Here is a 23,963-nt window from a genome sequence, read left to right on the forward strand (position 1 = left end):
ACCAATACTTCCCGTCCCGGTATTTTGGTAATATCGTTATGCCACAAGGCGATAAAATGATAAACAACCAAGCCATCTAAATCCCACCTGCCGATGTTAAGATCCATAATTATAAGTATGGTTTGCCTGTTCGGGGTATGCCTTACGGTTAATGCACAGATTGTGATTTCGGGCAACGTTCGTAACAGCGTTACCCAGGAAGTAGTGCCCGTTGTTTCCGTAACCATGAAGGAAGCACAGAACGGCGACTATACCAACGACCAGGGAAACTTCAAATTCTCCACCCGGAAAAATTATCCTGTTACCCTTATACTGTCATCGGTGGGCTTTGAAACAAAAGAAATCATCATTTCCGGTCCGGGATTCCAGCGTATTGAGTTGTTGCCCGCATCGGTACTGGGAAAAGAAGTGGTGGTTTCTGCCAGCCGGTTTGTACAAAAGAAAATAGAATCCCCGGTTACCATTGAAAGGATCAGCGGCAAAGATATCATCAACTCCCCGCAGCCCAGTTACTATAATATGCTGCAGGGCCTCAAAGGCGTGGATGTTACCACCTCCAGCCTCCTGTTCACCACCATTACCACCCGTGGCTTCAACACCAGCGGTAACACCAACTTCACCCAGATTGTGGACGGCATGGATAACCAGGCCCCTGGTCTCAACTTCCCCATCGGCGCTATTATCGGTCTCACGGAACTGGATGTGGACAACCTCGAAGTGCTGTCCGGCGCCTCCTCTGCATTGTACGGCTCCCGCGGGCTCAATGGCACAATGGTCATGACCGGCAAGGACCCTTTCAAATACCAGGGCCTCAGCGCGCAGATCACGCAGGGGGTGAATCACATTAAAAAAGGAAAGGCCAATGATCCGCTGGGGCCATCGCCTTACTACGACTGGACCGTGCGCTGGGGCAAAAAAGTAAACGACAAGTTCGCCTTTAAAATAAATGTGCAATACACGCAGGCGAAAGACTGGATGGCCAACGATACCACCAACACGAACGGTCCCGGTGGCCCCCGCCAGGACCCTAACTATAACGGCGTAAATATTTACGGCAGCAGAACATCTGTAGACATCAACCCTTTCCTGGAAGGGGCCCTGGCACAGGCGCCGGAACTGGAACCTATCATTTCGCCCATACTCGCGGAAGGCAGGCATATGGTAGCCCGAACCGGCTACCCCGAATACGGCTACCTGAGCAGCGACGCTAAAATGTTCAAAGCCAATGTGGAACTGCGCTATAAGATCAAACCGAAGCTGGAAGCCATCCTGTCCGGTACCTACGGACAAGGCAACGCGGTATACAGTAACGATACCCGTTACGCACTCAAAGACTTCCACCTGGGACAATACCGCGCCGAGCTAAAAGCGGAGCACTGGTTTGTAAGGGCCTATACCTCCCGCGAAAATTCGGGTCGTACCATTATCGCCATGCCCACGGCGCAGCTGATCAACGAAGCCTGGAAGCCCAGCTACGACGGCAACACCGGCGATGGCTGGTACCCGCAGTATACCGGCGCTTTGCTGGAAGCCATGTCGCAGGGCCAAAGCTATATCGATGCCGGCAACCTGGCCAGGGCATTCGCCGACCAGGGACGGCCCGACGCCGGCAGCCCGCAGTTCCTGCATCTGAAAGACAGTATCTCCAACATCCCCACCTCAAAAGGAGGTACCCTGTTCACCGATAAAAGCCGCCTGTTTAATGCGGAAACCCAGTATAATTTTACGCACCTGGTAAAATTTGCGGAGCTGATTGCAGGGCTGAACTACCGTCTTTACCGGCTGGATTCCAAAGGCACCCTGTTTCCGGATAACGAGGGTCCCATTGATGTAGCGGAATACAGCGCATACGCCCATCTCACCAAAAAAGTGATCCGCGAAAAACTGAGCCTGGCCGCCGCCTTCCGGTATGATAAGAATACGTTGTTCGCCAAACCGCGTGTCACTACCCGGGTATCTGCCGTGCTGGAAGTAAACAAGGAAAGCTTTATCCGCTTCTCCTACCAGAATGCGTATAGCTTCCCGTCCAATATCCAGTCGCTCCAAAGCACCCCGGTGGATTACAACAGCTTCGCTTCCGGCGGCTCCGACAGGTTGCTCAACGGCGTATACCAGTTTAATAAATATCCGGCCTATACCCTGGAAAGTGTGGATTCTTTCCAGCGCACCAAGAACCCCGCCGACCTGAAACAGTTTGCTTTGAATGACATTAAACCGCAGTCCGTAGATGCGTTCGAGTTAGGTTACTCGTCCCTCATCGCCGGCCGGGTATTGATAGATGTGCTGGGTTATTATTCTACCTGGAAAAATTTCATCGGCTATGTAAATGTGGCCAACACGCCGGGAACCGCAGATCCCAATGCCTTCCTGGATCATGGCACCTATGTACAGTATAATATTGCGTATAACGGCGCGGAAAAAGTGAATACCTATGGCTATGCCGCCAGTGTGAGCGTGGATTTATCGCATCACTTCCTGGCAAAGGTGAACTTCTCTTCCGACTTCCTGAAAAACCGGAATAACAGCCAGGTGAATAATTTCAATACGCCCAACTATAAATTCAACGTGGATTTTGGAAATACCGGCTTTGGTAAGAAGGAAAGATTCTCATTTAATACTACCTTCCGTTACAGACCGGCCTATTTCTACCAGATTGGTTTTGGCAGCGGTACGGTACCCGCCTCGGCAGTCATTGATGCACAGGTGAGTTACCGGCTTCTGCAGGCGCATTCCACGATTAAACTGGGTGGGGTAAATCTCACCAATACTTACTACAGAAATGGCTTTGGCAGCCCGGCCATCGGGGGTATGTACTACGTCACCTTCGCTTATAATGTTTTCTGATTTGTCTAAATAAATATTTTAAATATGAAACGATATCCTATCTGTTTGTTATTGATTGCCCTGCTGGCAGCCTGCCAGGGTCCGGATGTACAGGAGAAAAGCGGGTATAAAACCCGGCTCCAGTTTGGTCCCGGCGAGGAAACAAAAATTGCGGAAGCCTTTCTGTCGCTGAAAGACAGCAGCAGCATCACCTTAAAAGAAGGGACGTATAAATTTGATAACCTCAGCATTGCGCAGGTAAATCATATCCTGATCCAGGGCGCCGGCCCGGATAAAACCATCTTCGACTTTTCGGCTCAAAGCCAGGGTGGGGAAGGCATCCGGGTAACGGATGTAAAAGGCTTTACCATCGATGGCCTTACCCTGCGCGACTCCAAAGGGGATCTGATCAAAATCAATAAAAGCGAAAGGGTAGTGGTGACCAATGTACATGCCATCTGGTCAGTATCCGACTCCACCAGCGGTGGGTACGCCATTTACCCGGTGATGTGTAAAGATGTGCTGGTAGAAAACTGCTATGCCCAGGGCGCTTCTGACGCCGGCATTTATGTAGGACAAACCGACAGCGCCATCGTACGTAAATGCAAGGCATTTAAAAACGTGGCTGGCTGCGAAATAGAAAATACCTCGCATGCACAGGTATACGATAATGAGTTTTGGGGCAATACCGCCGGCTTCCTCATTTTTGATTTGCCCGACCTGTCGAAACGCGGCGGTTTTGTTAAAGCATATAACAATTATATGCACGACAACAACGAAAAGAATTTTGCCAAATCCGGTAGCTTCGGTTCTACCTGGGGTGTGGGCAACGCTGCCCCCGGCAGTGGCGTGGTGATCCTCGCAGCATCGGATATAGAGCTATACAACAACCGTATCATCAATAATAACTCCAGCGCTATTTCAGTGGTGTCCGGGTTTTTTATTGATGAAAAAGCAGGCGCCAAAATCAATGATCACTATTTCCCGATTTCCCGCAATGTGCATATACATGATAACGTCATGGAAGTGGGCGCTGCTTTTCCACCGGCCGTATATGAACATCATACCGGGAAGATCCTGGTGGGCATAGAACAGAAATTAAATGCAGATGATCCGGCGCGTAAAAATGCCCGCCTGCCTTTCATTACCTATGATGGTATTACCACCAACATCCTTACAAAAGGTACGGCCGTGAATCCTGATTCGCTTTGCATCCAGCAGCAGGGCCCTAACTTATTTGTAAATGTGGATGCCATGAACATGACATCGAAAAACTGGAAGCCCAGTACCGATGTTACACCTTATGTATGTAAATAGTGTTTTTATTAAATTTTTTTAGGGAGATGAGGAAGTCTTGTTTGTTTGTGATGTGTTTAATTTTATGGATCGCCGCCACGCAGAGTTGTCAGCAACGACCAGCGCCTGGGGGCCCGTTCCAGTTTAAACAGAAATTATCTGAGTATGGATTTTTTTCCGGCGCACTCAAAGCCTTACAGCCGCGTAAAGGCGTAGTGAATTATGAACTGGTTACGCCACTGTTCACCGACTATGCGGTAAAAGACCGCTTCATTGTATTACCGGAAGGGAAAACAGCAGGCTACACAGATCATGGGGCTCTCGATTTTCCGGATTCCACTTTTATCATTAAAAACTTTGCCTATACCAACCCGGCGCATGAAAAGATCATGATAGAAACACGGCTGCTGTTTAAAGATCCGGCAGATCACCAGTGGAAAGTGATGAACTACCTCTGGAACAACAATCAGCAGGACGCAGAGAAATGGATCCTGGGAAAAAAGATTCCCATCACCTTCCTGGACGACAACGGGCATGAGCAATCTACCCTGTACCAGATGCCTAACACCAACGACTGTAAACGCTGTCATATTAATAACAGCGTGCTTACGCCTATTGGTCCCAAAGCGCGTAATCTTAATTTTGTGCGCCACGGGCAAACGCAGAACCAGCTGCAGCAATGGGCCGGCAACGGTTTGCTGACCGGAATGCCCTCCCTGGAAAAGGTACAACAGCTACCCGATTGGAAAGATAGTATTCATTATACGGTGAATGAACGCGCCCGTGCTTATCTTGATGTAAACTGTGCGCACTGCCACACCAAAGGCGGCGACGCGTTTAATACCGGTTTATTCCTGGAATATGAACAAACTACCCCGGATCATCTTGGTATAATGAAGTCGCCCGTTTCTGCGGGTGGCGGCGCCGGCGGACTGGATTATGACGTGATCCCCGGCGACCCGTTGCATTCTATCCTGGCTTACCGCATGAACAGTGTGGAACCCGGTACTGCTATGCCGGAGCTGGCGCGCACGGTGGTGCATACAGAAGGAGTGGAGTTGATCCGGCAGTGGATTGCGGCGATGAAATAGCGCGGATGTTGTCTTTCTCAGGATTACGCTGATTATACTGATTTAGGGATTTGATCACTTTGGATTTTAGATGATTTGGGGAGATATAAGCGGATATTTTCGCTCATATCTCCCCAAATCTTTTAAATCAAAAAAAATCAAAAAAGTAAAATCAAGCAAATCAGTATAATCAGCGTAATCCTGAGAAAGACAACATCCGCGGTAAGCCCCACTATTTGCAGGCTCCCTCCACAAGTGGGATATTGTCGAATTTCAGCGCTTCGTTTTGTGTATTAAACACAGGTAATCCCTGGTGGTCGATACTGTCGGGTAACGCCTCGTATGCTTCGTGGTCGGATATTTTGAAGATCACCTGGCGGGAACTTTCCACGCCTTCGCTAAAGAAAACATATTTTCCGCGGACGATGCCGTTGCTGATAAGGCCATTAAATTCACCGGTATTCTTATCTTTTTCAAAATAATTATATACCAGTGTGCCGGTAGCTACGCTGTCGTGCATTGTTATCCGGAGCTGGATGGTATCCCTGCCGAGTACTTTTTCGAAGCAATGGTTGGATTTTTCTTTTTCCACCACCGGTGGTAATGAATCTTTTACAACGTTGGTTTGCTGCTGCTGGCCCTGTTGTTGGCAGGATGCAAAGATGCCTGCGCCAAGTGCCAGTAATATGTAAGGTGTTTTCATATGCTGAAAGTAAGAAAAATGGGGCAATTGCATGCCTGTTGATCCTTTTTATTCCCCGGAAAAAATTGTAATTATGTGACGCCACAGCCAAACGTGGTGATATATCTTACCAACAATGAAAAAAAGAAGATCCTTTTTGGCCGCCATGATCTGTTTGCTGGCCATTGCCGCTTCCGGCAAAAGCAATGCTCCGGATACGGCTGTAACAGTAGCGGGATGTAATCAGTGCATGGTAATAGCGGAGCAGTCGCAGCACCGGATTGTAATCGCAGCATTGCCTTCCGGCACGGTGATCTGGGAATGGAAGCCGGAAAACTCCAATGTGCAGCCGGCGCATGTAAAATGGTTCAGCAATCCCAGTGATGCCAAAATGGTATATAACAACGAATATGTGTTAATGAATGCCTCTGGCGGCGGTGTGGCGCTGATCAGGGTAGCAGATAAGAAAACGGTGTTTTATGCTTATGCAGGCGGTAATACGCATTCTGTTGAGCTATTGCCGGATGGTAATATAGTGAGCGCTTCCAGTACGGGCAACTACCTGATGGTGTTTAAAACAGATACCGTTCATTTCCCCGATAACGTATATACGAAAAAAATACCTATTGATTTCGGGCATAATGTAGTATGGGATGCTGGTCAGCAAAGACTATGGTCTGCCGCCAGGGCTCATATGCATTCATTCAGGTATAACTTTAACTGCAATGCGCCGGATCTGGTACAGGATACCGTTTTTTCCCTTCCCGGAACAGAGGCGCATGATCTCTTTCCGGTATATGGTGAAAATAAGCTATGGCTGACCAATACTACCAACGTATATAAATTTGATGTTATTACGCAAAAGCTCACGAAGGCTGATGTGTTGCAGGACAACATTAAGTGCGTTTCATCCGCCGGGGACGGCCTTCCCACCATTGTAATCCGGCCAAAAGAATCCTGGTGGACGGATGAGGTGCTGGACGCCAAAGGCAAGCGGCTGTTTATCCAAAAGGGCTGGAAGATCTACAAAGCCAGGTGGGTAGTCCGCAATACCTTCAGTTATCCCGCGGGCGAGCCGATGCATTTGTGCAGGTAAAACCCGTTAATCTTCGTACTTTTGCGGCAATGCAAAAAGAAAAATACTCATTAGGTAATATTCTTACCAATCTAAAGATCGATTCACTCAATGAAATGCAGCAGGCATCAGTGGACGCAAACAAGCATCACAATGATGTTATCCTGTTGTCGGCTACCGGTTCCGGTAAAACGCTGGCATTCCTGCTGCCCATCCTGGAGAATCTCGATCCGGCCAATAAAAATACCCAGGCCCTGATCGTGGTGCCCTCCCGTGAGCTGGCCTTACAGATAGAGAAAGTGTTCAAGCTGATGGGCACCGGCTATAAGATCACCGCCTGTTATGGCGGACACCTGAGGGAAACAGAAGAGAATAACCTGATACAGCCACCAGCAGTGATTGTAGGTACCCCCGGCCGCCTGGGAGACCACATCCGCAGGGAAAATATCACCACCGCAGCCATTGAAACGCTGGTACTCGACGAATTTGATAAAACCCTGGAGCTCGGATTCCAGGAGGAAGTGTCTTTCATTATTGAATCACTCCCCAATATCAAAAAACGGATACTGACCTCCGCCACAGAGTCAGTGGACATCCCTGATTTCCTGTCGCTGGAAAAGCCGGAGAAGCTGGACTTCCTCCCGGAAGAAGGCACTCCTGCCGCCCGTTTAACGATCAAGGAAGTGTTGTCGCCGGAAAATGATAAGGTAGAAACCCTTTTCCGCCTCATCTGCTACCTGGGCAACCGCTCTACCATTGTGTTCTGCAATCACCGCGAAGCAGTGGAACGCACCAGTAAAATGCTGTCTGAAAAAAGTATTATCAATACTTTCTATCATGGCGCTATGGAGCAACAGGAACGCGATGCGGCCCTCTGCAAATTCCGTAATGGGTCTGTGAATGTACTGGTCACCACCGATCTGGCGGCCCGTGGTCTTGATATCCCGAATATCCGTTATATCGTGCATTTCCACCTGCCACATACCGAAGACAGCTGGACACACCGTAACGGCCGTACTGCCAGGATGGAAGCCAGCGGCACAGCGATCCTTATCCTGTCGCCCGATGAAAAACGGATGCCTTATCTCGCGGATGAAGTGGTGGAAAATATCGAACTGCCCGCTACCTCCACTATTCCGGACAAACCCAAATGGACGACTATTTTTATCGCCGCCGGTAAAAAAGATAAAGTAAATAAAGTGGATATCGTGGGCTTCCTGTCAAAACAGGCGCACCTTAAAAAAGAAGATATCGGTTTAATTGAAGTGAAAGATTTCTTCTCCTTTGTAGCAGTGGTGAAATCGAAAGTGCAAAATGCGCTGGAGATGATTAAGAATGAGAAGATCAAGAATAAGAAAGTGAAGATTGATATAGCGAGATAGGGATATGAAATAATTCAAAGAGGGCGTCTCAAACTTATGGGGCCGCCCTCTTTGTTTTTTACAGAGGTTAGAAGCAGGTATTCCAATATACATCACTGACGTTTTCCCCTTTCTGCGTGGTGGGCTGCAGTATTACTTCAAAACGGTCTCCTTTTTCTCCGGGAACAAACATCTGCCGCACGGTGCAGTGATACCTTCCTGGCGCCAGCGTAATATACAGATCTGCATTTAGCTTATCAGGAATTACACAATCTTCAAATTGCGCCGCCATTGTAAGGTCTGTATAATTCGTAAGATACAATCTGCCATCCGTTACCACAATGGTACTTTCAAATTGCCGGAATGCATCTTTCCCGGATGCAGACTCCAGGAATTCAACCGTCCAATCTCCACCACCCGGCGAAGTTTCCCAAACGATCAGCGTTTCATTGTTGATCGCCTGGGTAAAATGACGGAATAACTGGTCCAGCTTCCAGTCGTTATCAACGAAGGAATGATAAGCAGCGGCATTGGCAATCCCAATAAAGCCATCTTCATCGCCTATACGAAATTCGCGTGCTGTTGTTTCGGACATTAGTAAAGATTTAAAGGTTAACAGTGGATCAAATATACAAAAACAATGGTTGGGGTAAACTAGATGAATTTACCCGGAGAGGGATTGACTTACTACCTGTAATGATTGAAATAAATTTATGGGCGGAAAAATATTTTCCTATACCGGAAGATAGAAGAGCGCTGTTGAAAGAAGTGAAAAAGGATAAAGCCGGATTTATCAAAGCAACGATTAAAGAGTTGGAGCGTTGAGGGAGATGATGTCTTTCTCAAAAAGTAACTGCGGTTTCACAAAGGGAGCGAGGTAAACCGCCGCCAGCATTGTTTGTTGTTTCCCTGAATGATTAAATATGATCGGCCTGTACGTGGCAGGCTCTGTAGATTTTCGAAATCGAAATGCAAAATCTACTATAGATGACTAAGAATGAGATGATATTGGCTGATCATTCAGTTTCGAATAGTACTGAGAAAAAGAAAATAAAGTATATCGGATAATAATAAAAACAATTATTACATTTAATCAGGATGTCAGATATTCTCTGAATCTTAAATGAAATGTAAAACCTATACACAATTTAATTAAGTACCTATGAGGTTACAGCTTTTCTGGCTGCTGATATGTTGTTTGTTATCCGGCATGTTTAAAGTTACGTCAGCACAATCTATTATCGGACGTCCACAATTTGACTATTCACCAAAAACGCCTGCAGTAGCTGTCATGCAGCAAATGGTTGATATACCTGTCAGTAATTATACTGGGGCAGCCAATATTTCCATTCCCTTACATGTTGCGGGATCGAAAAGTATTCAATTACCGGTTGAATTGAGTTATGGTACTGGTGGTATTAAAGCAGATCAGGAACCAACAGCTGTTGGACTTGGGTGGGCGTTGAACGCAGGTGGGATGATTTCCCGTACAGTGAGGGGAAACCCGGATGAGGGAGTATATGTTAAGACGATAAGAGATTCTATCTGGATAGGATCACCGTATAATATCTATTTCAGGTACTGGCCGAATAAAATGGATTCTTTTGCAAACCTGCGACAGATTTACGGAGGATATTATATTGATGGAGGGAATAATATGGATCTTGCTGGCATTGAGTCCTCAGTTTTGGCACACAACCATAGCGTGCTGATAAAAGAGATTCCACCACCAAATTCATCAGATTGGATGTATCTTGGATTGAATGATAATGCACCAGACTTGTTTTATTTTAATTTTGCCGGGTATTCTGGCAAATTTTTCTTTGGAAGGGGTAAAGTGCCTATTTTGATTCCCTACAATAAAGATATCAAGATAGAACCGGTTTTTTTTCGAGGGATAGAACCAACTGGCTATACCAAAAATTATTTTGATTCCTGGGCAATTAGCACGCCGGATGGTCTTACCTATTATTTTGGCGAAACTGCTACTGCTAAGGGCTATCGCACTTTTACAGGTGGACTGCATCCCAACAGCTGGGCACTTACAAAAATTGTTAATAATCTTACGAAAGACAGCGTAATGCTGGACTATGATTATTCAAATACCAGGTACTATCCCAATACAAATGATCAGTACTTCGTAACCGAAGATGATTTCGTTCATTGCGGCGGAAGAACTGGTGGCCTCAAACGGTCGATTGATCTCAAAGAGCCGCAGCTTAGTGCCATTCGCACCAGAACAGAGAAATTGGATTTTTACTATTCGGCGGCAGCAAGTAGCGGCGAGGCGATTTTTAATCGATTAGACTCCTTGGTAGTAAGAGATATAAATTCGTCGCGGGCCTATAAAAAAATACAGCTCACCTATGATAAGTTTTTGTCGGGAAGATTGAAACTGCAAGAAGTATTGATCACTAATTATCAGCATACCCAGGTATTGCCATACACATTCAATTATTATGATACCGCTTTTCAGAAGATCATAAATCCTAATCCATTTATCAATGATTCTGTGCCCTTCTTTAGCTCTTATTCGCAGGATTTCTGGGGTTATTATAATGATGCGCTTGGGAATGCAAAGGCAGAATCCCTGTTTTTAACCAGTGACAGCTGTAACCGTGTTAATCGCCAGCCAGCATGGCCGCAGATGCAACGGGATATCTTGACAGAAGTGATATATCCTACAGGAGGAAAGCTAAGATTAGTGTACGAACCACATAAGGCTTCTTTCGGGAGATCAGTGAACGGGAATGTAGGGGATTTTGAAACTTATTTCTGTGAAATAAATCATCACTTTACGCTTTCCAGCATAATAGGCGGGCTTCGGGTTAAAAGAACAGAACTGATTGATCCTGTAAGAAATGATACTATTATCCGGAGTTATAACTACAATGCTTTCGGTAGCACAAATTCATCTGGTTTTTTGCATGTTTCGCCTTCATTGATTGCTGATACACGCAACTTTGACTGCAACGGCAATCAAACCAATGCGCCTAAATACCTTTTGGCCAGTCACAATATGCACAATGGCTCTGGTGACGGATCTCATGTTACCTACAAGCAAGTAACGGTATTGCAGGAACGGAATGGAGCCTCAAACGGTTATTCCCGTTATGAATACTTCGATGATACCAATACAGATTCCTCTTTCTACTTTGATATATGCGACGATGTGCACAGTTTCTGCCTGGGAGAAAATCATGATGTTTTACCCTTTTGGCAGATTAAAACATCTTTGGAGAATCTCCTCGCCGGTGCTGCGAAAACAAGCAGCACATATAATGCAGCTGGTCAGTTACTAAGTGAAGAGAAGAATAACTATTTCTCACTTAAATATGCAGGCATAAACCGGGTACTGGAGATGAATATGTTATTTAGCCCGGACATATGCGACCGGGTTCCTGCTATTCCTGCATACAATGGCCCTGCACATGTGGCAAATGGTATGTTCATGCAACCTGAATATTCCTTCATTTTTTTTCATGCCATTAGTATAGGAAAGATGTTGGTATTGCCGAAAGAGAAGATTACCATCACATATGACAATACGGGGAACAAATTATCAGATACCAGCCGCTTTTATTATGAAAGCCCTAACCATATTAGTCAAACAGCTGTAACCAGCAGCGCGAGCAATAGGGACAGTATTGTTTCCCGTACTATTTATGGATTTGATTTGAAAGATGTGAATGGCGTAGACTCTCTTGGTCTGCAAATGAAGAATGCATATCTCAATATACCAGTAGCTTCTTTTGTCAGTAGAAATAATCAGGTTATTAATGGTGGATATATTCTACCTCGCAGAACATCTGCATCGGATGCAAAAAGTATACTCACACGGGAAGAATTTAAGCTACTCACTGTGAATGGCATAGTACCTACTGCATTGGGCCTGACAAGTACCTACCCCAAAATATTGACTTTCCCGGCATCATCCTTTCAACGGGTAGCCACCTACTCATACGATACAGATAATAACGTAATACAGGTACTGGAAAAGGACCAGAATTTAAATGGGTTTGTATGGGGATATAATGGTACTGCACTCGTAGCCAAAACAGCGAATGCGGGAGTAGGGCAAATTGCTTATACAGGATTTGAATTATCCGGCAACGGCAATTGGACGGTCCCCTCTGCTGTTAGAAATACAACGGCGTTCACTGGCATAAAATCTTATGCCCTAACAAATGGGAACATTAGTTTTACAATTAATCCCGCCGGCAAGGAAATGGTGGTATCTTATTGGTCCGCCGGAGGAGCTGCGCAGGTAAACGGAATTACGCCCATTGCCGGTGTTTCCAGGAATGGCTGGCGGTACTATGAGCATCTACTTCCCGCTACCTCCACAACAGTTACTGTCAGCGGTACTGTTACGATTGATGAGCTACGTCTTTATCCATCGGGTGCTCAGATGACAACTTATAACTATGATCCAATGTTGGGCGTTACGGCTGTTATTTCTGCTGAAAATAGTGTCTCCTACTATGAATATGATACGCTGAAGCAACTCACAGTTATTAGAGATGCTGACAAGAATATTATTAAACTGGCGGATTACCAGCAAACCGGATATACTAACACATTACCGCAATGGCGCTCAATAGGCCAATCCAGATGTAAACCCTGTCCTTTAAACACGTCTTTTACTTCTGATACAGTGCAACTACTATGTGCAGATATGAACAGGAAGAGCAGTACATGGAATACCCTCCGTTGGATGGATTCCGGGAAACCTCCTATGTGTACCAATATTGCTGGTTGGACCAATACGGCTACGCCTATCCGTTGTCAATTAGACGCCACCGGTCATAATACAGGCTACCAGGAACAGGAACAAATTGATTTAAATCCATGTAGTCCCACTTATAATACGAAACGATGGCTAACAACAGGTGTTTATAATGCGGTTTGTCCGGTATGTTCAGGTGACAACAGAAAAATAGTAAATGGTATCTGTGAAACGGGTAATAGGGTTAATACTGCTTCCCAGGCCATAATGATGCCTAATGGAACAACACAATACAAATGCACTTATCACTATGAATGGAGCGATTGCAGCAAAAGCGCAGACTATACGGACACCAATATATCCCCTTGTACCTTAAATCTCAGTTGCAGCGATTGGTAGTTGTTGCGTTTACTGATCCATTTTTTACACCCTGTTGAAAACGAATACAATGTATAGATTTTGGCTGCCTATAATATTATTGAGCATCGGATTTGAGCTATCAGCGCAGAATAAGCCCGATGTTACTACCCGACCTACGGCAATACCTGCTGCTATACCAGCAGCCTATATAAAAACACCTGAAAATATTGTTCGTGTCTGGGAACCGGATATGCCATCCTCTGACACTGCGGTGATAAAGGCGGCAAGCCGTACTGTTGCAGAAGTAAAACAGACGGCACAATATTACGATGGAATAGGAAGATTATTGCAAACAGTGACCAAAGGAATCTCAGCAGGAGGAAAGGACCTCGTTGCTCCTGTAATATATGATGGCTTTGGCCGGGAACAATTTAAATACCTTCCCTATATTCCACTAACAGGTAATGTTAATGACGGCAAGTTTAAGACAGACCCATTTAACGGGCAGAAAGCATTTTACCAGAACGGCACACTAAATCCCGGTGCAAGCGGAGAAACTATTTATTATAGTCAAACGGAGTTTGAAGCTTCCCCACTTAACCGCACGACGAAAATCTATGGTGCGGGGAATAGCTGGGCCAAAGAGGGTGGAAACCATCCGATACAAAATCAGTATCTGATCAATGCTGTTGCGGATTCAGTGCGGATATGGGATATCACCGCGGTTATTCCCACTAGTTCACGCACTTATGCTGCCGGCGAATTGAATAAAAGTGTAACTATAGATGAAGCCGGCAATCAGGTAGTAACTTTTACAGACCGGGATGATAAAGTGGTGCTAAAAAAGATACAGTCGGCCGCCAGTCCCGGTACTGCGCATATGGGATGGCTGAGTACTTACTATGTATACGATTACACTGGCAACCTGCGTTTTGTGATCTCGCCAAAAGCAGTAGATGCTATCAAGGGCACCTGGATAATTAACAGTACGATTGCAGGAGAATTGTGTTTTATATACCAGTATGATAATCACGGTAGGATGACCGTTAAAAAGATCCCGGGAGCAGACTCCACAGAATTGGTATACGATGTACGCGACCGATTGGTATTTCAGCGGGATGGTAACATGAAAGGGATACAATGGCTTGTTAATTTTTATGATGGATTGAACCGTGTTACTATGACTGCTTTATATAAGTCAACCAGTACACGGTTGGCATTGCAGACCAGTATGAATAATGTTTCAGGTACTGCGTCGATTCCATATGTTTTTCCGGGAGCAAAAGACCTGGTATTGGGAGTGTATGATGGTAAATTACTGTATCAGGCATCCAATAGTGTCATACTACAAGACGGTTTTGACTCAGGCACGGGCGCAGAATTTGTTGCAGAGATCAATACAAATGTGACTATGGGGACAGATACTATTGTTGTCAATAATCCCCTTCCCAATATTCTTGCGGCAGACCTCACGCCGTTGAGTTATACTTTTTATGATAATTATAACTATGCCAATAAGTTGAATTTTGAGCCAGGAGATATTATTCGCCCTAACGCCAGCGGCAACCCTTATGCTGAAGCTTTATCTGCAGTACCTAGTAACATGGTACGTGGAATGGTTACTGGTACGAAGGTCAGGGTGTTGGAGACCGGCCAGTGGTTAACAACAAGTATTTACTACAATGATAAAGGAAGGGTTATACAGACCGTTTCTGAGAATAATAACGGAGGAATGGACGTGCTGACAAGTCTTTATGACTTTAAAGGTAAACAGCTCAGCAGCTACTTGCGACATAAGGATCCGCAAAGTGGAACTACCCCTCAGACAACCATGCTAACTATGATGCAGTATGATCATGGTGGGCGGCTTGTAATTGAGAAAAAGAGGTTAAATGATACGATTATCCTGGAAAGAACGATTGCAGAGAACAATTATGATGAACTTGGATTGCTGAAACGGAAGCGAATTGGAGTTACAGGTGCTTCAACTCAGTTGGATACATTAAGTTATGAATATAATATCCGGGGATGGTTGAAAGGGATTAACAGATCTTTTGTAAATAGTGCCAGCACTGGTAACTGGTTCGGACAAGAGTTAAGCTATGATTTTGGCTTCACCATTAATCAGTATAATGGGAATATATCCGGTTCGAAATGGAAAAGTAAATCGGACGGTATTGCCCGCGCTTACGGATATTCTTATGACAAAGTAAGCCGGCTGACAGCCGCAGATTTTACACAGCAGAATACCAATGGTGCCGCATGGACCAAAGACAAAATGGACTTTACGGTAAGCAATTTATCATTTGACCCTAACGGTAATATCAATACAATGGATCAGAAAGGTATGATAAGTACTACTGTAGCAAACATTGATCGTCTTACTTATATTTACCAGCCATCCAGCAATAAACTTGCTGCAGTAACTGACACCAGTAATACTGCCGCTGCCAAACTTGGCGACTTTATTAACGGGACTAATACTGGCGATGACTACAGCTATGATTTGAACGGTAATCTGAAAAAGGATCTTAATAAAAATATGATTTCTATTAGATATAATTACCTGAATTTGCCGGATACCATTATGATAGCTGGGAAGGGTATTATTACCTATCAGTATGATGCGTCGGGTAATAAGTTGAAAAAAACAGTTGTAGATAGCACTATGGCTGGAAAAGTGACCGAAACAGATTACCTGACGGGCTTCGTATACCAAAATGACACCCTGCAATTTACCGGTCATGAAGAAGGACGTATACGAGCTATATTCCAGGCAGGGAAGCCTGTGGCTTATAAGTATGATTATTTCGAGAAAGATCACCTGGGCAATGTACGTGTGGTGCTGACAGAGCAAACGGATTTTTCCATGTATGCGGCAACTATGGAAACTGCTGCTGCCGCTACTGAAGCAGCCTTGTTTAGTAATATTGACAATACACGCGCTGTCAAACCCGTTGGATATCCTGGGGCAGAAAATGATGAGAAGAATAAATCGGTGGCTAAATTGTCGGCATCAAACCAAGGAAGGAAAATCGGACCTTCGCTCGTGATACGCGTAATGACAGGAGATACGATACAAATTGGTGCAAAAGCATTTTATAAATCAGCCGGGCCGCAAAATAAAAAAGCACCTTTAGTCCCTGCTGAAAGCATGCTGAAGGACCTGATAGCAGCATTTAATGGAGGTCAGCCTGCGGAGGGGGCTCATGACATATCCTTAACGGACCAGACGGCACCATTTAATAATAACTTTTATAATAGTGATTACCAGCGTCTGAAAGAAAAGGACCCCGACCAGCTAAATCCTGATAGACCTAAAGCTTATCTTAATTTTGTTTTGTTCGATGATCAGTTTAAATTAGTGGATGAGAATAGTGGAGTTAAACAGGTAAAAGCAGAACCGGATCAGTTACAGACATTGGCCCAGGATAAAATGGTGATAGAGAAAAGTGGTTTTTTATATGTGTATACGAGTAACGAAAGTCCTCAGGATGTGTTCTTTGATGATGTAGTGGTAACGCAGGCATCCGGGCCATTGTTGGAAGAAACACATTATTATCCGTTTGGGTTGACGATGGCGGGGATTAGTTCGAATGCGTTGAAGGGGGCGAATTATCCGGAGAACAGGAAGAAGTATAATGGAAATGAGCTACAATCAAAAGAGTTCAGTGATGGATCAGGATTAGAACTTTATGATTTTAATGCAAGAATCTATGATCAGCAGATAGGAAGGTTTATGCAAATTGACCCACTTATAGAAAGTGGGGAGCAGGAAACACTGAGTCCTTATCATTTTGCTAAGAATAATCCTGTAAAGTATAATGACCCTGATGGAAAGTGTCCTAATTGCTTGGTAGGGGCTTTAGTTGGAGCTGTTGTGGATTATGGAACCCAAGTTGCAGGTAACTTGATTCAAGGCAAATCATACGGTGATGCTTTTACGCAAGTTGATTATAAGTCGATTCTGATCTCAGCAGGAGCAGGAGCACTTTCCGGTGGATTATCGACTTTAGTACCTAAAGGGATTGCAGGTAAAGTATTGGTAGAAGTAGCGAGTACCGCAATTGATGCAGCTGAATCTGCAGCTAAACAGTATAATGATAATGGTAGTGTTTCTTTGGCCCAAACAGCAACAGATGTTATTGCAGGTAAAGTAGCAGATGGCTTGACTGGGAATATTAAAATGTTCTCAACAAATTCCATTAAGGCTACAGAACGACAACTGAGCAGGGCTGAAAGAGTAGCTGCCGGGGATGCTACAAGTAGTGGAAGAGCTGCTGCTGTTAAAGATTTAAAGGCCGAGCTAGCAAAAAAGCAAACCGTTAATTCCGTTGTAGGAGAAACAGCTTCAGGCGTTACTGGTAATGTTCTTCAGGTAACAGCAGTTGCTGCTGAAGGTCCCAAAGTGGTTAATTCCCCATTAATACAATCTGGAGCAGATACACAGATAAAAAAACCTGATTTTATTAAACCAATTAATTGATATGAAACTTTTTTTTTGGAGTGGTCTTTTACTTTTTATTGTATCATTTTTTTTTATGTTAGCTAATTTTGAGGATCTCAAAGTAGCTCGAAATGGAGCATTGGTAAATATGAGAATAGAGAAATTACCAAGTTCTTGTTTGGGAACGAGAATAAAACATTTTATGACAGTTAGTTATAATAGTAAACTCTATATAAAAAGGATAGGAGGAAAATATTGTGAAGAGCATCATATTGGAGAAGTGGTTGAAATGAAATTTTTGGAAGGATCGGAACTTGTATTATTCCCAAATGAATCCGGGATATCAAATTTAATAGCTCTTATAATATTAGGGTTGTTAGGTTTGTCCTTAATAATTTATTGGCAAATAAAACGATAGATTACTAAAAAGACAAAATCCGCAGGCAATTGTCTGCGGATTTTGTCTTTTATGCCTTTAGGTTTTTAGCAGTAGTCGTGAGCTGTGCTTCTTTAAGGAGAGCATCCACCACCCGTAGAATAGTATTGCAGTCTTCTTCAGAAATCTTATCCAGCAGTTCTAGGCGATAGTTATAAGTTTCGTTGCACCAATTTTTAGGATAAAGGTCAAGGAAGTTGTAGCTGTCACTATCCCTCCTTATAATACCGCTGCGTCACTTCAATCGCTCCCACAATATGATCATTAAACGCCTCCAGCTCCTCTGCCGGTACCCATAATTCATTGTGGATTTCGCCGCCTACATTTTCAATATTATACCTTTTCAGGAAATCGCTGTTCACGGAAAATTTAGTGACGAAGCCCGATCCATACGCCGGCACATTCCATTCCACGGATATCTGGATGGCATACGCTTCATTCATCACCGGGTAAAAAATAGGTTGATCCGGTCTTCTGGGCGGAAACCGTTTCCAGCCGGATTGTTCAATCAGCACCAGTTCATCTGGTCCTACCGGGCGATACAGGGTGGTTAACTCCATTGGTAATATTTATCTATTTTTAAAGAACGAATATAGGCAAATGGCAAGGAAAACCAAGCTCAGCAAACCGGAAATCCCGCAGTATGTATTGAACGATTTCCGTCACCTTCACCGGGAGGAGGCAGATACTTCCAGCTTTGGTTACAATAACCTGGAACCGGAGAAAAAGATTACGGGCATGGAAATCTATTCCAGTGAAGGATTGCGGCCGGCAGTGGGGCCTTTGAAATCTGATTTTTACCGGATCAGTATTACGCTCAGGGGTAGCGTGGATGTGAAGCTGGGACTGGAACAGTTTAAACACCGGCCCGGTACATTGAGCTTTACTTTTCCGGGACAGGTGTTCAGTAAAAGCAATATCAGTGCAGATACCTTCGGTTATTATATTTTGTTTAATGCAGATTTTCTGCAGGAAATTATCCCGGTAGATAAGATCCCGCAAGAGTTTCCCTTCTTCGATTATGCAGGCGTGCCCTTTATACAATTGCAGGAAGCGGAAATAACAGCGGTGGCGGATTTTTGTGGGAAGATCAATGAAGAACTACAGCATCACCGGCCGGGATGTGAGAAAGCAATCAGGATGTATCTCTATTTATTACTGCTGGAAGTAAAAAGAAGTTATGTGGCACAACAACTTCATTTAACGGCTACGGATACACGAAGCACTTACCTGGTGCCCCGGTTTAAGAAGCTGGTCAGCCAGCATTTTCTCTCTAAAAAAAGGGTAGCAGATTATGCCGCTTTGCTGGGTGTAACGCCTAATCATCTTAACCGTGTGGTGAAAGAGGTAACGGGCCGCACGGCATCGGATGCCATTGCGGAGATGCTGGTGCAGGAAGCGAAGGCGGTGTTGCGGTATACGGATACTTCCGTGGCGGAAATCTCTTACCAGCTCAATTTCAGCGACCCGGCAGGGTTTAACCGCTTCTTCCGGGAGCAGACCGGGCAAACACCGCTGGCATTCCGTAAAAATGCATGATCGGGTTAATACGATGCATCATTCCGGTAACAGTGAACGGCATATTATACCCCAACTTTGCGGGTATAAAACAGCAATAACATGTCGGACTCATTTGAAAGTAAAAAAGTAATCATTGCCGGTGGCTCTTCCGGAATAGGTTTGGCTATCGCCACCATATTGGCAAAAGAAAAAGCGGATGTAACCGTTACTGGTCGCTCTGCTGCAAAGCTCGCAGTTGCAGCAAAAGAAAACCCCGGTATTCAAACAGTGGCGCTGGACAGTAACAACCGGAAAGAACTGGATGATTTTTTCCATGCGCAGGGAAATTTTGACCACCTGGTGATTGCGCTGAGTGGCGCCAAAGGCGCCGGTAACTTTGCAGACCTGTTGTTACAGGACCTGCGCGATGGCTTTGAAGGCAAGTTCTGGCCGCAGCTGAATACCCTGCAGGCGGCGTTGCCTTATGTGAATAAAGGCGGCAGCATTACATTGATTACCGCTATTTCTGCTATCAGCAAGGCGCCGGGCGTATCCGGGCTGGCAGCTATCAATGGGGCCCTGGAACTGATGATTCCTTCCATTGCCAAAGAAATACAACCGTTACGCATAAACGCTGTTTCGCCGGGTGTGGTAAATACGGCATGGTGGGATTTCCTTCCGGCAGATGCTAAAGCAGCTACCTTTCAGCAGTATACATCTCAATTGCCCATTGGCAGGGTAGGGGAACCCGAAGAAGTAGCCGATACTATTCTTTTCCTGATGCGTAATGGTAATATAACGGGAACGGTAATACGTTGCGATGGCGGATTGAGTTTGTAATTTTCTTACACCCGCAGTGCCCTCATAGTGCGCTGAAAGGTTAGCAGCAACAGTTCATCACTCAGTAAAAAAGGAACGCCGGACATCGCAGAGTTATCGAGATGGAATTTAACAAGGGTATAGAACGGGCCATAGGCAAGGCCCCAGAATACTTCTGACGGCAGACTTACTATTTCGCCTTTCTCTGTAGCATTTGCTACAAACCGCCGCATTACCTTTTTGAAAACAATTTCCGGTGAATCATCCTGCCTTTTGATCAGCGGGGAGTTACGGAACTGTTCTAAGAAATGGTAATGCAGCGGGTAGGCAAGTATATAGTGATACCGGTTATTCCATTGCAGCCACAAACCTGATTCAAAGTCCATGTCGGGGTCAAACCCTTTCAGGCTATGCTGCACAAAAGTTTCTACCACTGCTGTATATAACTGGTTCAGCAGATCTTCACGGTTCCGGAAATAGATATAGATGGTAGACACAGAAATGTTGGCCGCCTTAGCAAGTTTATGCATGCTCAGGCCATCAAAGCCTTCATGAACAATCATTTCTATGGCCTTTTCCCGGATGGTCCATTCTTTATTGTCGTCTTTTGCGCGCATGGCGCAAAGATAAAAGAATGATTGTTCTTTTAACGGGGCGTCCTGATTTTTATTTCAGATGGATCAGTGAGCTGCCTGCGGGCAGTTCATAAGGGTCTTTGCCAGCTTCAAAGATCCTGGCACTCAGCGTGCCTTTAAGGGTTAACGTATCGCCCTGTGCATAGATCCAGCTGCCTTCCCTCAATCCCAGTACCGGCGTGGTATTTTGGGTATGGTATTCCCTGATACGCGTTTCACGGGTTTCGCCCATATGCTGTGAGCCGGGCTGCGGGTCCAGGTAGTGCGGGTTAAGATTGAAAGGGATCAGTCCCATCGTTTCAAAACTGGGTGGGTACACAATAGGCATGTCGTTGGTGTTTTGCATGGTTACTCCCCCGATGTTGCTGCCGGCGCTGCATCCCATATAGGGAGCGCCGTTATTCACTGCGCCGCGGAGTACCCCCATCAGCCCCTGTTCATGTAATTGCTTTACCAGCAGGAAGGTGTTACCGCCTCCTGTAAAAAATCCCTTTGCATTTTTAATAGCTGCTGCCGGATCATCAAAGGTATGGAGCCCGCGCACGCGGATGCCGATCTCTCCAAAAGCGGCTGCAGCCCTGCTGGTATAATCGTCGTGGGAAATACCACCCGGACGGGCAAACGGAACAAACACAATTTCTTCCACTCCTGCATACAATGCTTTCATGGCGGGTTGCAGATACGCCAGGTAGGCTTCTCCAAACAACGTGGAGGTACTCGCCAGTATAAAATGCCTCATAGTAAAAAAATTAAGTAAAGGTAATTCTTCCGGCTAAATTTACTTCCCGTCCAGTTCCTACTCATGTTCCACGAACAAATACCGGCAGTTTTCTGCGGAGCAGCTGTAAGAATAGCTATGGTGACGGTTATACAGACGAAACCGGCATTAATGATATACTGGTAGGCATCTTCCGCACTATCTTAATGATTTTCCTCTTTCCTGAAAAAATATTTCCCCGGGGAAATAAGCCATAGAATGGCCTTTCGTCACCTTTAAATGTTTTTTTTACTGTTTTAATTGTAAATGTGACAATTATTTTGTTCTTTTGAATTGTCGCAGCAAAACAGTGCTGTTGTACTGGATTTTTTAAAACCTCGTTATGAAAAAACAATATCGTTATATCCGTACGGGTATCCTGGGCCTGTTGCTTTCCACGCAAACAACACAAGCGCAAAATACGGTTACCTTTCGTCCGGATGCGCCAACTCAAGTTATCAACCGCAATATCTATGGTCATTTTGCGGAGCACCTGGGAAATTGCATCTATGGTGGTTTTTATGTGGGCGATACTTCCCATATCCCCAACACCAACGGGGTACGCAAAGACGTAATCGCGGCATTGCGTAAAATGAAAATACCCAATCTCCGCTGGCCGGGTGGCTGCTTCGCAGATACCTATCACTGGAAAGACGGGATAGGGGCGAAAAATAAAAGACCCACTATAGTAAATACCTGGTGGGGGAATGTAACGGAAGATAATAGTTTTGGTACGCACGACTTCCTCAACATGTGCGAGGAGCTGGGAGCGGAGCCTTACCTGTCTGGCAACGTGGGTAGCGGTACTGCGCAGGAGCTGGCCGACTGGGTGCAGTATACCAACTTCTCCGGTAGAAGTCCCATGTCTGACCTGCGTCAGCAAAACGGCCGTAAAGAGCCCTGGAAGGTACGCTACTGGGGAGTAGGCAATGAAGCCTGGGGTTGTGGTGGTAATATGCGGCCTGAATACTACGCCGACCTTTACCGCAAGTTTGCCACCTTCATGCAAAGCGACTGGAAAAATGCTCCTCTCTTTCGTATTGCTTCCGGCGCCAGTGATGGGGATTACAACTGGACGGAAGTACTCATGAAAAATATCCCTGCGAATTTACTCGATGGTGTTGCCCTCCACCATTACTCTTCGGTGGATTGGAACAATAAAGGAGATGCAGTTGATTTCACGGAAAAACAATATTTCGCTACTATGAAATCTGCCCTGCTGATGGATACATTAATCCGCAGGCATACGGCGATTATGGATAAATATGATCCGAAGAAAAAGATAGCGCTCCTGGTAGACGAATGGGGCGGATGGTATAACGTGGAGGGGGGAACGAATCCGGGCTTCCTGTTCCAGCAGAACACCATGCGCGATGCCATGATTGCCGGCGCCACGCTGAACATCTTTAATAATCACTCCGACCGCGTGCGCATGGCCAACCTCGCGCAGGCGGTTAATGTACTGCAATCCGTTATCCTTACCAAAGGAGATCAGATGGTACTCACACCTACCTACTATGTAATGGAGATGTATAACGTACACCAGGATGCTACACTCATCCCGGTAGATATTCACTCCAACGACTATACGTTTGAAAACGAAAAGCTGCCGGCTGTTTCTGCTTCTGCTTCCAAAGATAAAAATGGCATCACGCATATTTCCCTCGTAAATATTGATGCGCATAAAACACAGGAAGTAACGCTGGACACCCGCAGCCAGGCATATAAAGCCATCAGCGGTAAACTGCTGGCCTCTTCCAGGTTGCAGAACTATAACAGTTTTACAAAGCCGGATAATATTAAACCGGTGGATTTTAAAGGCGCTACGCTAAAAAATAATACGATCAGCGTAAAACTGCCTCCTTATTCAGTGGTAGTGCTGGAGTTAAAGTAACGAATAACGGCGTGGTGGGTTGACTGAACTGGAATCCAGTCAATATTTTAGCCACCCGCCGTGATTCGTAATTTTTTAC

General features: G+C 45.2%; 17 protein-coding genes. 12 read left to right on the forward strand and 5 right to left on the reverse strand.

Translation table 11 applies throughout. From position 1 onward, the window contains the following. Positions 1-93: 93 nt before the first annotated feature. The 3 genes from ACMXI2_RS07270 to ACMXI2_RS07280 are packed head-to-tail and all read left to right on the forward strand — an operon-like array spanning position 94 to position 5,210. The gene (locus tag ACMXI2_RS07270; protein WP_483781033.1) at positions 94-2,844 is read left to right on the forward strand and encodes a TonB-dependent receptor; all 2,751 of its coding nucleotides are present in this window, start codon (positions 94-96) and stop codon (positions 2,842-2,844) included. A gap of 24 nt (positions 2,845-2,868) precedes the next feature. Next, positions 2,869-4,140, forward strand: coding sequence for a parallel beta-helix domain-containing protein (locus ACMXI2_RS07275; protein WP_483781034.1), 1,272 nt, complete (start codon positions 2,869-2,871; stop codon positions 4,138-4,140). Positions 4,141-4,166: 26 nt separating this feature from the next. Then, a complete protein-coding gene (locus ACMXI2_RS07280; RefSeq protein WP_483781035.1) occupies positions 4,167-5,210 on the forward strand; it encodes an SO2930 family diheme c-type cytochrome in 1,044 nt (347 codons plus the stop codon). Between the two features lie 211 nt (positions 5,211-5,421). Here ACMXI2_RS07280 and ACMXI2_RS07285 read toward each other — a convergent pair whose 3' ends face one another. Next, positions 5,422-5,892, reverse strand: coding sequence for a hypothetical protein (locus ACMXI2_RS07285; RefSeq protein ID WP_483781036.1), 471 nt, complete (start codon positions 5,890-5,892; stop codon positions 5,422-5,424). A gap of 115 nt (positions 5,893-6,007) precedes the next feature. Between ACMXI2_RS07285 and ACMXI2_RS07290 the strand changes: the two genes are divergently transcribed. Both ACMXI2_RS07290 and ACMXI2_RS07295 read left to right on the forward strand, forming a co-directional pair. Further along, positions 6,008-6,967 carry a DUF6528 family protein gene (locus ACMXI2_RS07290; RefSeq protein WP_483781037.1) on the forward strand — a complete coding sequence of 320 codons (960 nt, stop codon included), beginning with the start codon at positions 6,008-6,010 and terminating at the stop codon, positions 6,965-6,967. Between the two features lie 29 nt (positions 6,968-6,996). After that, entirely contained in the window at positions 6,997-8,328 is a 1,332-nt protein-coding gene (locus ACMXI2_RS07295) for a DEAD/DEAH box helicase (RefSeq protein WP_483781038.1), read from the forward strand. Between the two features lie 67 nt (positions 8,329-8,395). On the opposite strand, the gene ACMXI2_RS07300 is transcribed toward ACMXI2_RS07295, so the two are convergent. Then, positions 8,396-8,902, reverse strand: a complete 507-nt coding sequence (locus ACMXI2_RS07300; protein WP_483781039.1) for a hypothetical protein — start codon at positions 8,900-8,902, stop codon at positions 8,396-8,398. Between the two features lie 23 nt (positions 8,903-8,925). On the opposite strand from ACMXI2_RS07300, the gene ACMXI2_RS07305 reads away from it, so the two are divergent. The 4 genes from ACMXI2_RS07305 to ACMXI2_RS07320 all read left to right on the forward strand — a co-directional run bounded on the left by ACMXI2_RS07305 (position 8,926) and on the right by ACMXI2_RS07320 (position 18,261). Beyond that, the gene (locus tag ACMXI2_RS07305) at positions 8,926-9,132 is read left to right on the forward strand and encodes a hypothetical protein (RefSeq protein WP_483781040.1); all 207 of its coding nucleotides are present in this window, start codon (positions 8,926-8,928) and stop codon (positions 9,130-9,132) included. A 337-nt stretch (positions 9,133-9,469) separates the two neighbouring features. After that, the gene (locus ACMXI2_RS07310; protein WP_483781041.1) at positions 9,470-13,435 is read left to right on the forward strand and encodes a hypothetical protein; all 3,966 of its coding nucleotides are present in this window, start codon (positions 9,470-9,472) and stop codon (positions 13,433-13,435) included. 49 nt (positions 13,436-13,484) lie between these two features. Beyond that, a complete protein-coding gene (locus ACMXI2_RS07315) occupies positions 13,485-17,882 on the forward strand; it encodes a DUF6443 domain-containing protein (protein ID WP_483781042.1) in 4,398 nt (1,465 codons plus the stop codon). A gap of 1 nt (position 17,883) precedes the next feature. After that, positions 17,884-18,261: a hypothetical protein gene (locus tag ACMXI2_RS07320; protein WP_483781043.1), complete on the forward strand. Its 378-nt coding sequence runs from the start codon at positions 17,884-17,886 to the stop codon at positions 18,259-18,261. Between the two features lie 227 nt (positions 18,262-18,488). On the opposite strand, the gene ACMXI2_RS07325 is transcribed toward ACMXI2_RS07320, so the two are convergent. Next, the gene (locus ACMXI2_RS07325; RefSeq protein WP_483781044.1) at positions 18,489-18,839 is read right to left on the reverse strand and encodes an ADP-ribosylation/crystallin J1; all 351 of its coding nucleotides are present in this window, start codon (positions 18,837-18,839) and stop codon (positions 18,489-18,491) included. Positions 18,840-18,879: 40 nt separating this feature from the next. Between ACMXI2_RS07325 and ACMXI2_RS07330 the strand changes: the two genes are divergently transcribed. Both ACMXI2_RS07330 and ACMXI2_RS07335 read left to right on the forward strand, forming a co-directional pair. Next, positions 18,880-19,818: a helix-turn-helix domain-containing protein gene (locus ACMXI2_RS07330; RefSeq protein ID WP_483781045.1), complete on the forward strand. Its 939-nt coding sequence runs from the start codon at positions 18,880-18,882 to the stop codon at positions 19,816-19,818. A gap of 81 nt (positions 19,819-19,899) precedes the next feature. Next, positions 19,900-20,619: an SDR family oxidoreductase gene (locus ACMXI2_RS07335; RefSeq protein ID WP_483781046.1), complete on the forward strand. Its 720-nt coding sequence runs from the start codon at positions 19,900-19,902 to the stop codon at positions 20,617-20,619. A gap of 5 nt (positions 20,620-20,624) precedes the next feature. Here ACMXI2_RS07335 and ACMXI2_RS07340 read toward each other — a convergent pair whose 3' ends face one another. Then, entirely contained in the window at positions 20,625-21,215 is a 591-nt protein-coding gene (locus tag ACMXI2_RS07340; protein ID WP_483781047.1) for a TetR/AcrR family transcriptional regulator, read from the reverse strand. Positions 21,216-21,264: 49 nt separating this feature from the next. Then, positions 21,265-21,972, reverse strand: coding sequence for a dipeptidase PepE (gene pepE, locus ACMXI2_RS07345; protein ID WP_483781048.1), 708 nt, complete (start codon positions 21,970-21,972; stop codon positions 21,265-21,267). 361 nt (positions 21,973-22,333) lie between these two features. On the opposite strand from pepE, the gene ACMXI2_RS07350 reads away from it, so the two are divergent. Then, positions 22,334-23,884, forward strand: coding sequence for an alpha-N-arabinofuranosidase (locus tag ACMXI2_RS07350; RefSeq protein ID WP_483781049.1), 1,551 nt, complete (start codon positions 22,334-22,336; stop codon positions 23,882-23,884). The last annotated feature ends 79 nt before the right edge of the window (positions 23,885-23,963 follow it).

The organism is Chitinophaga sp. G7 BAM 1005, assembly GCF_057126945.1.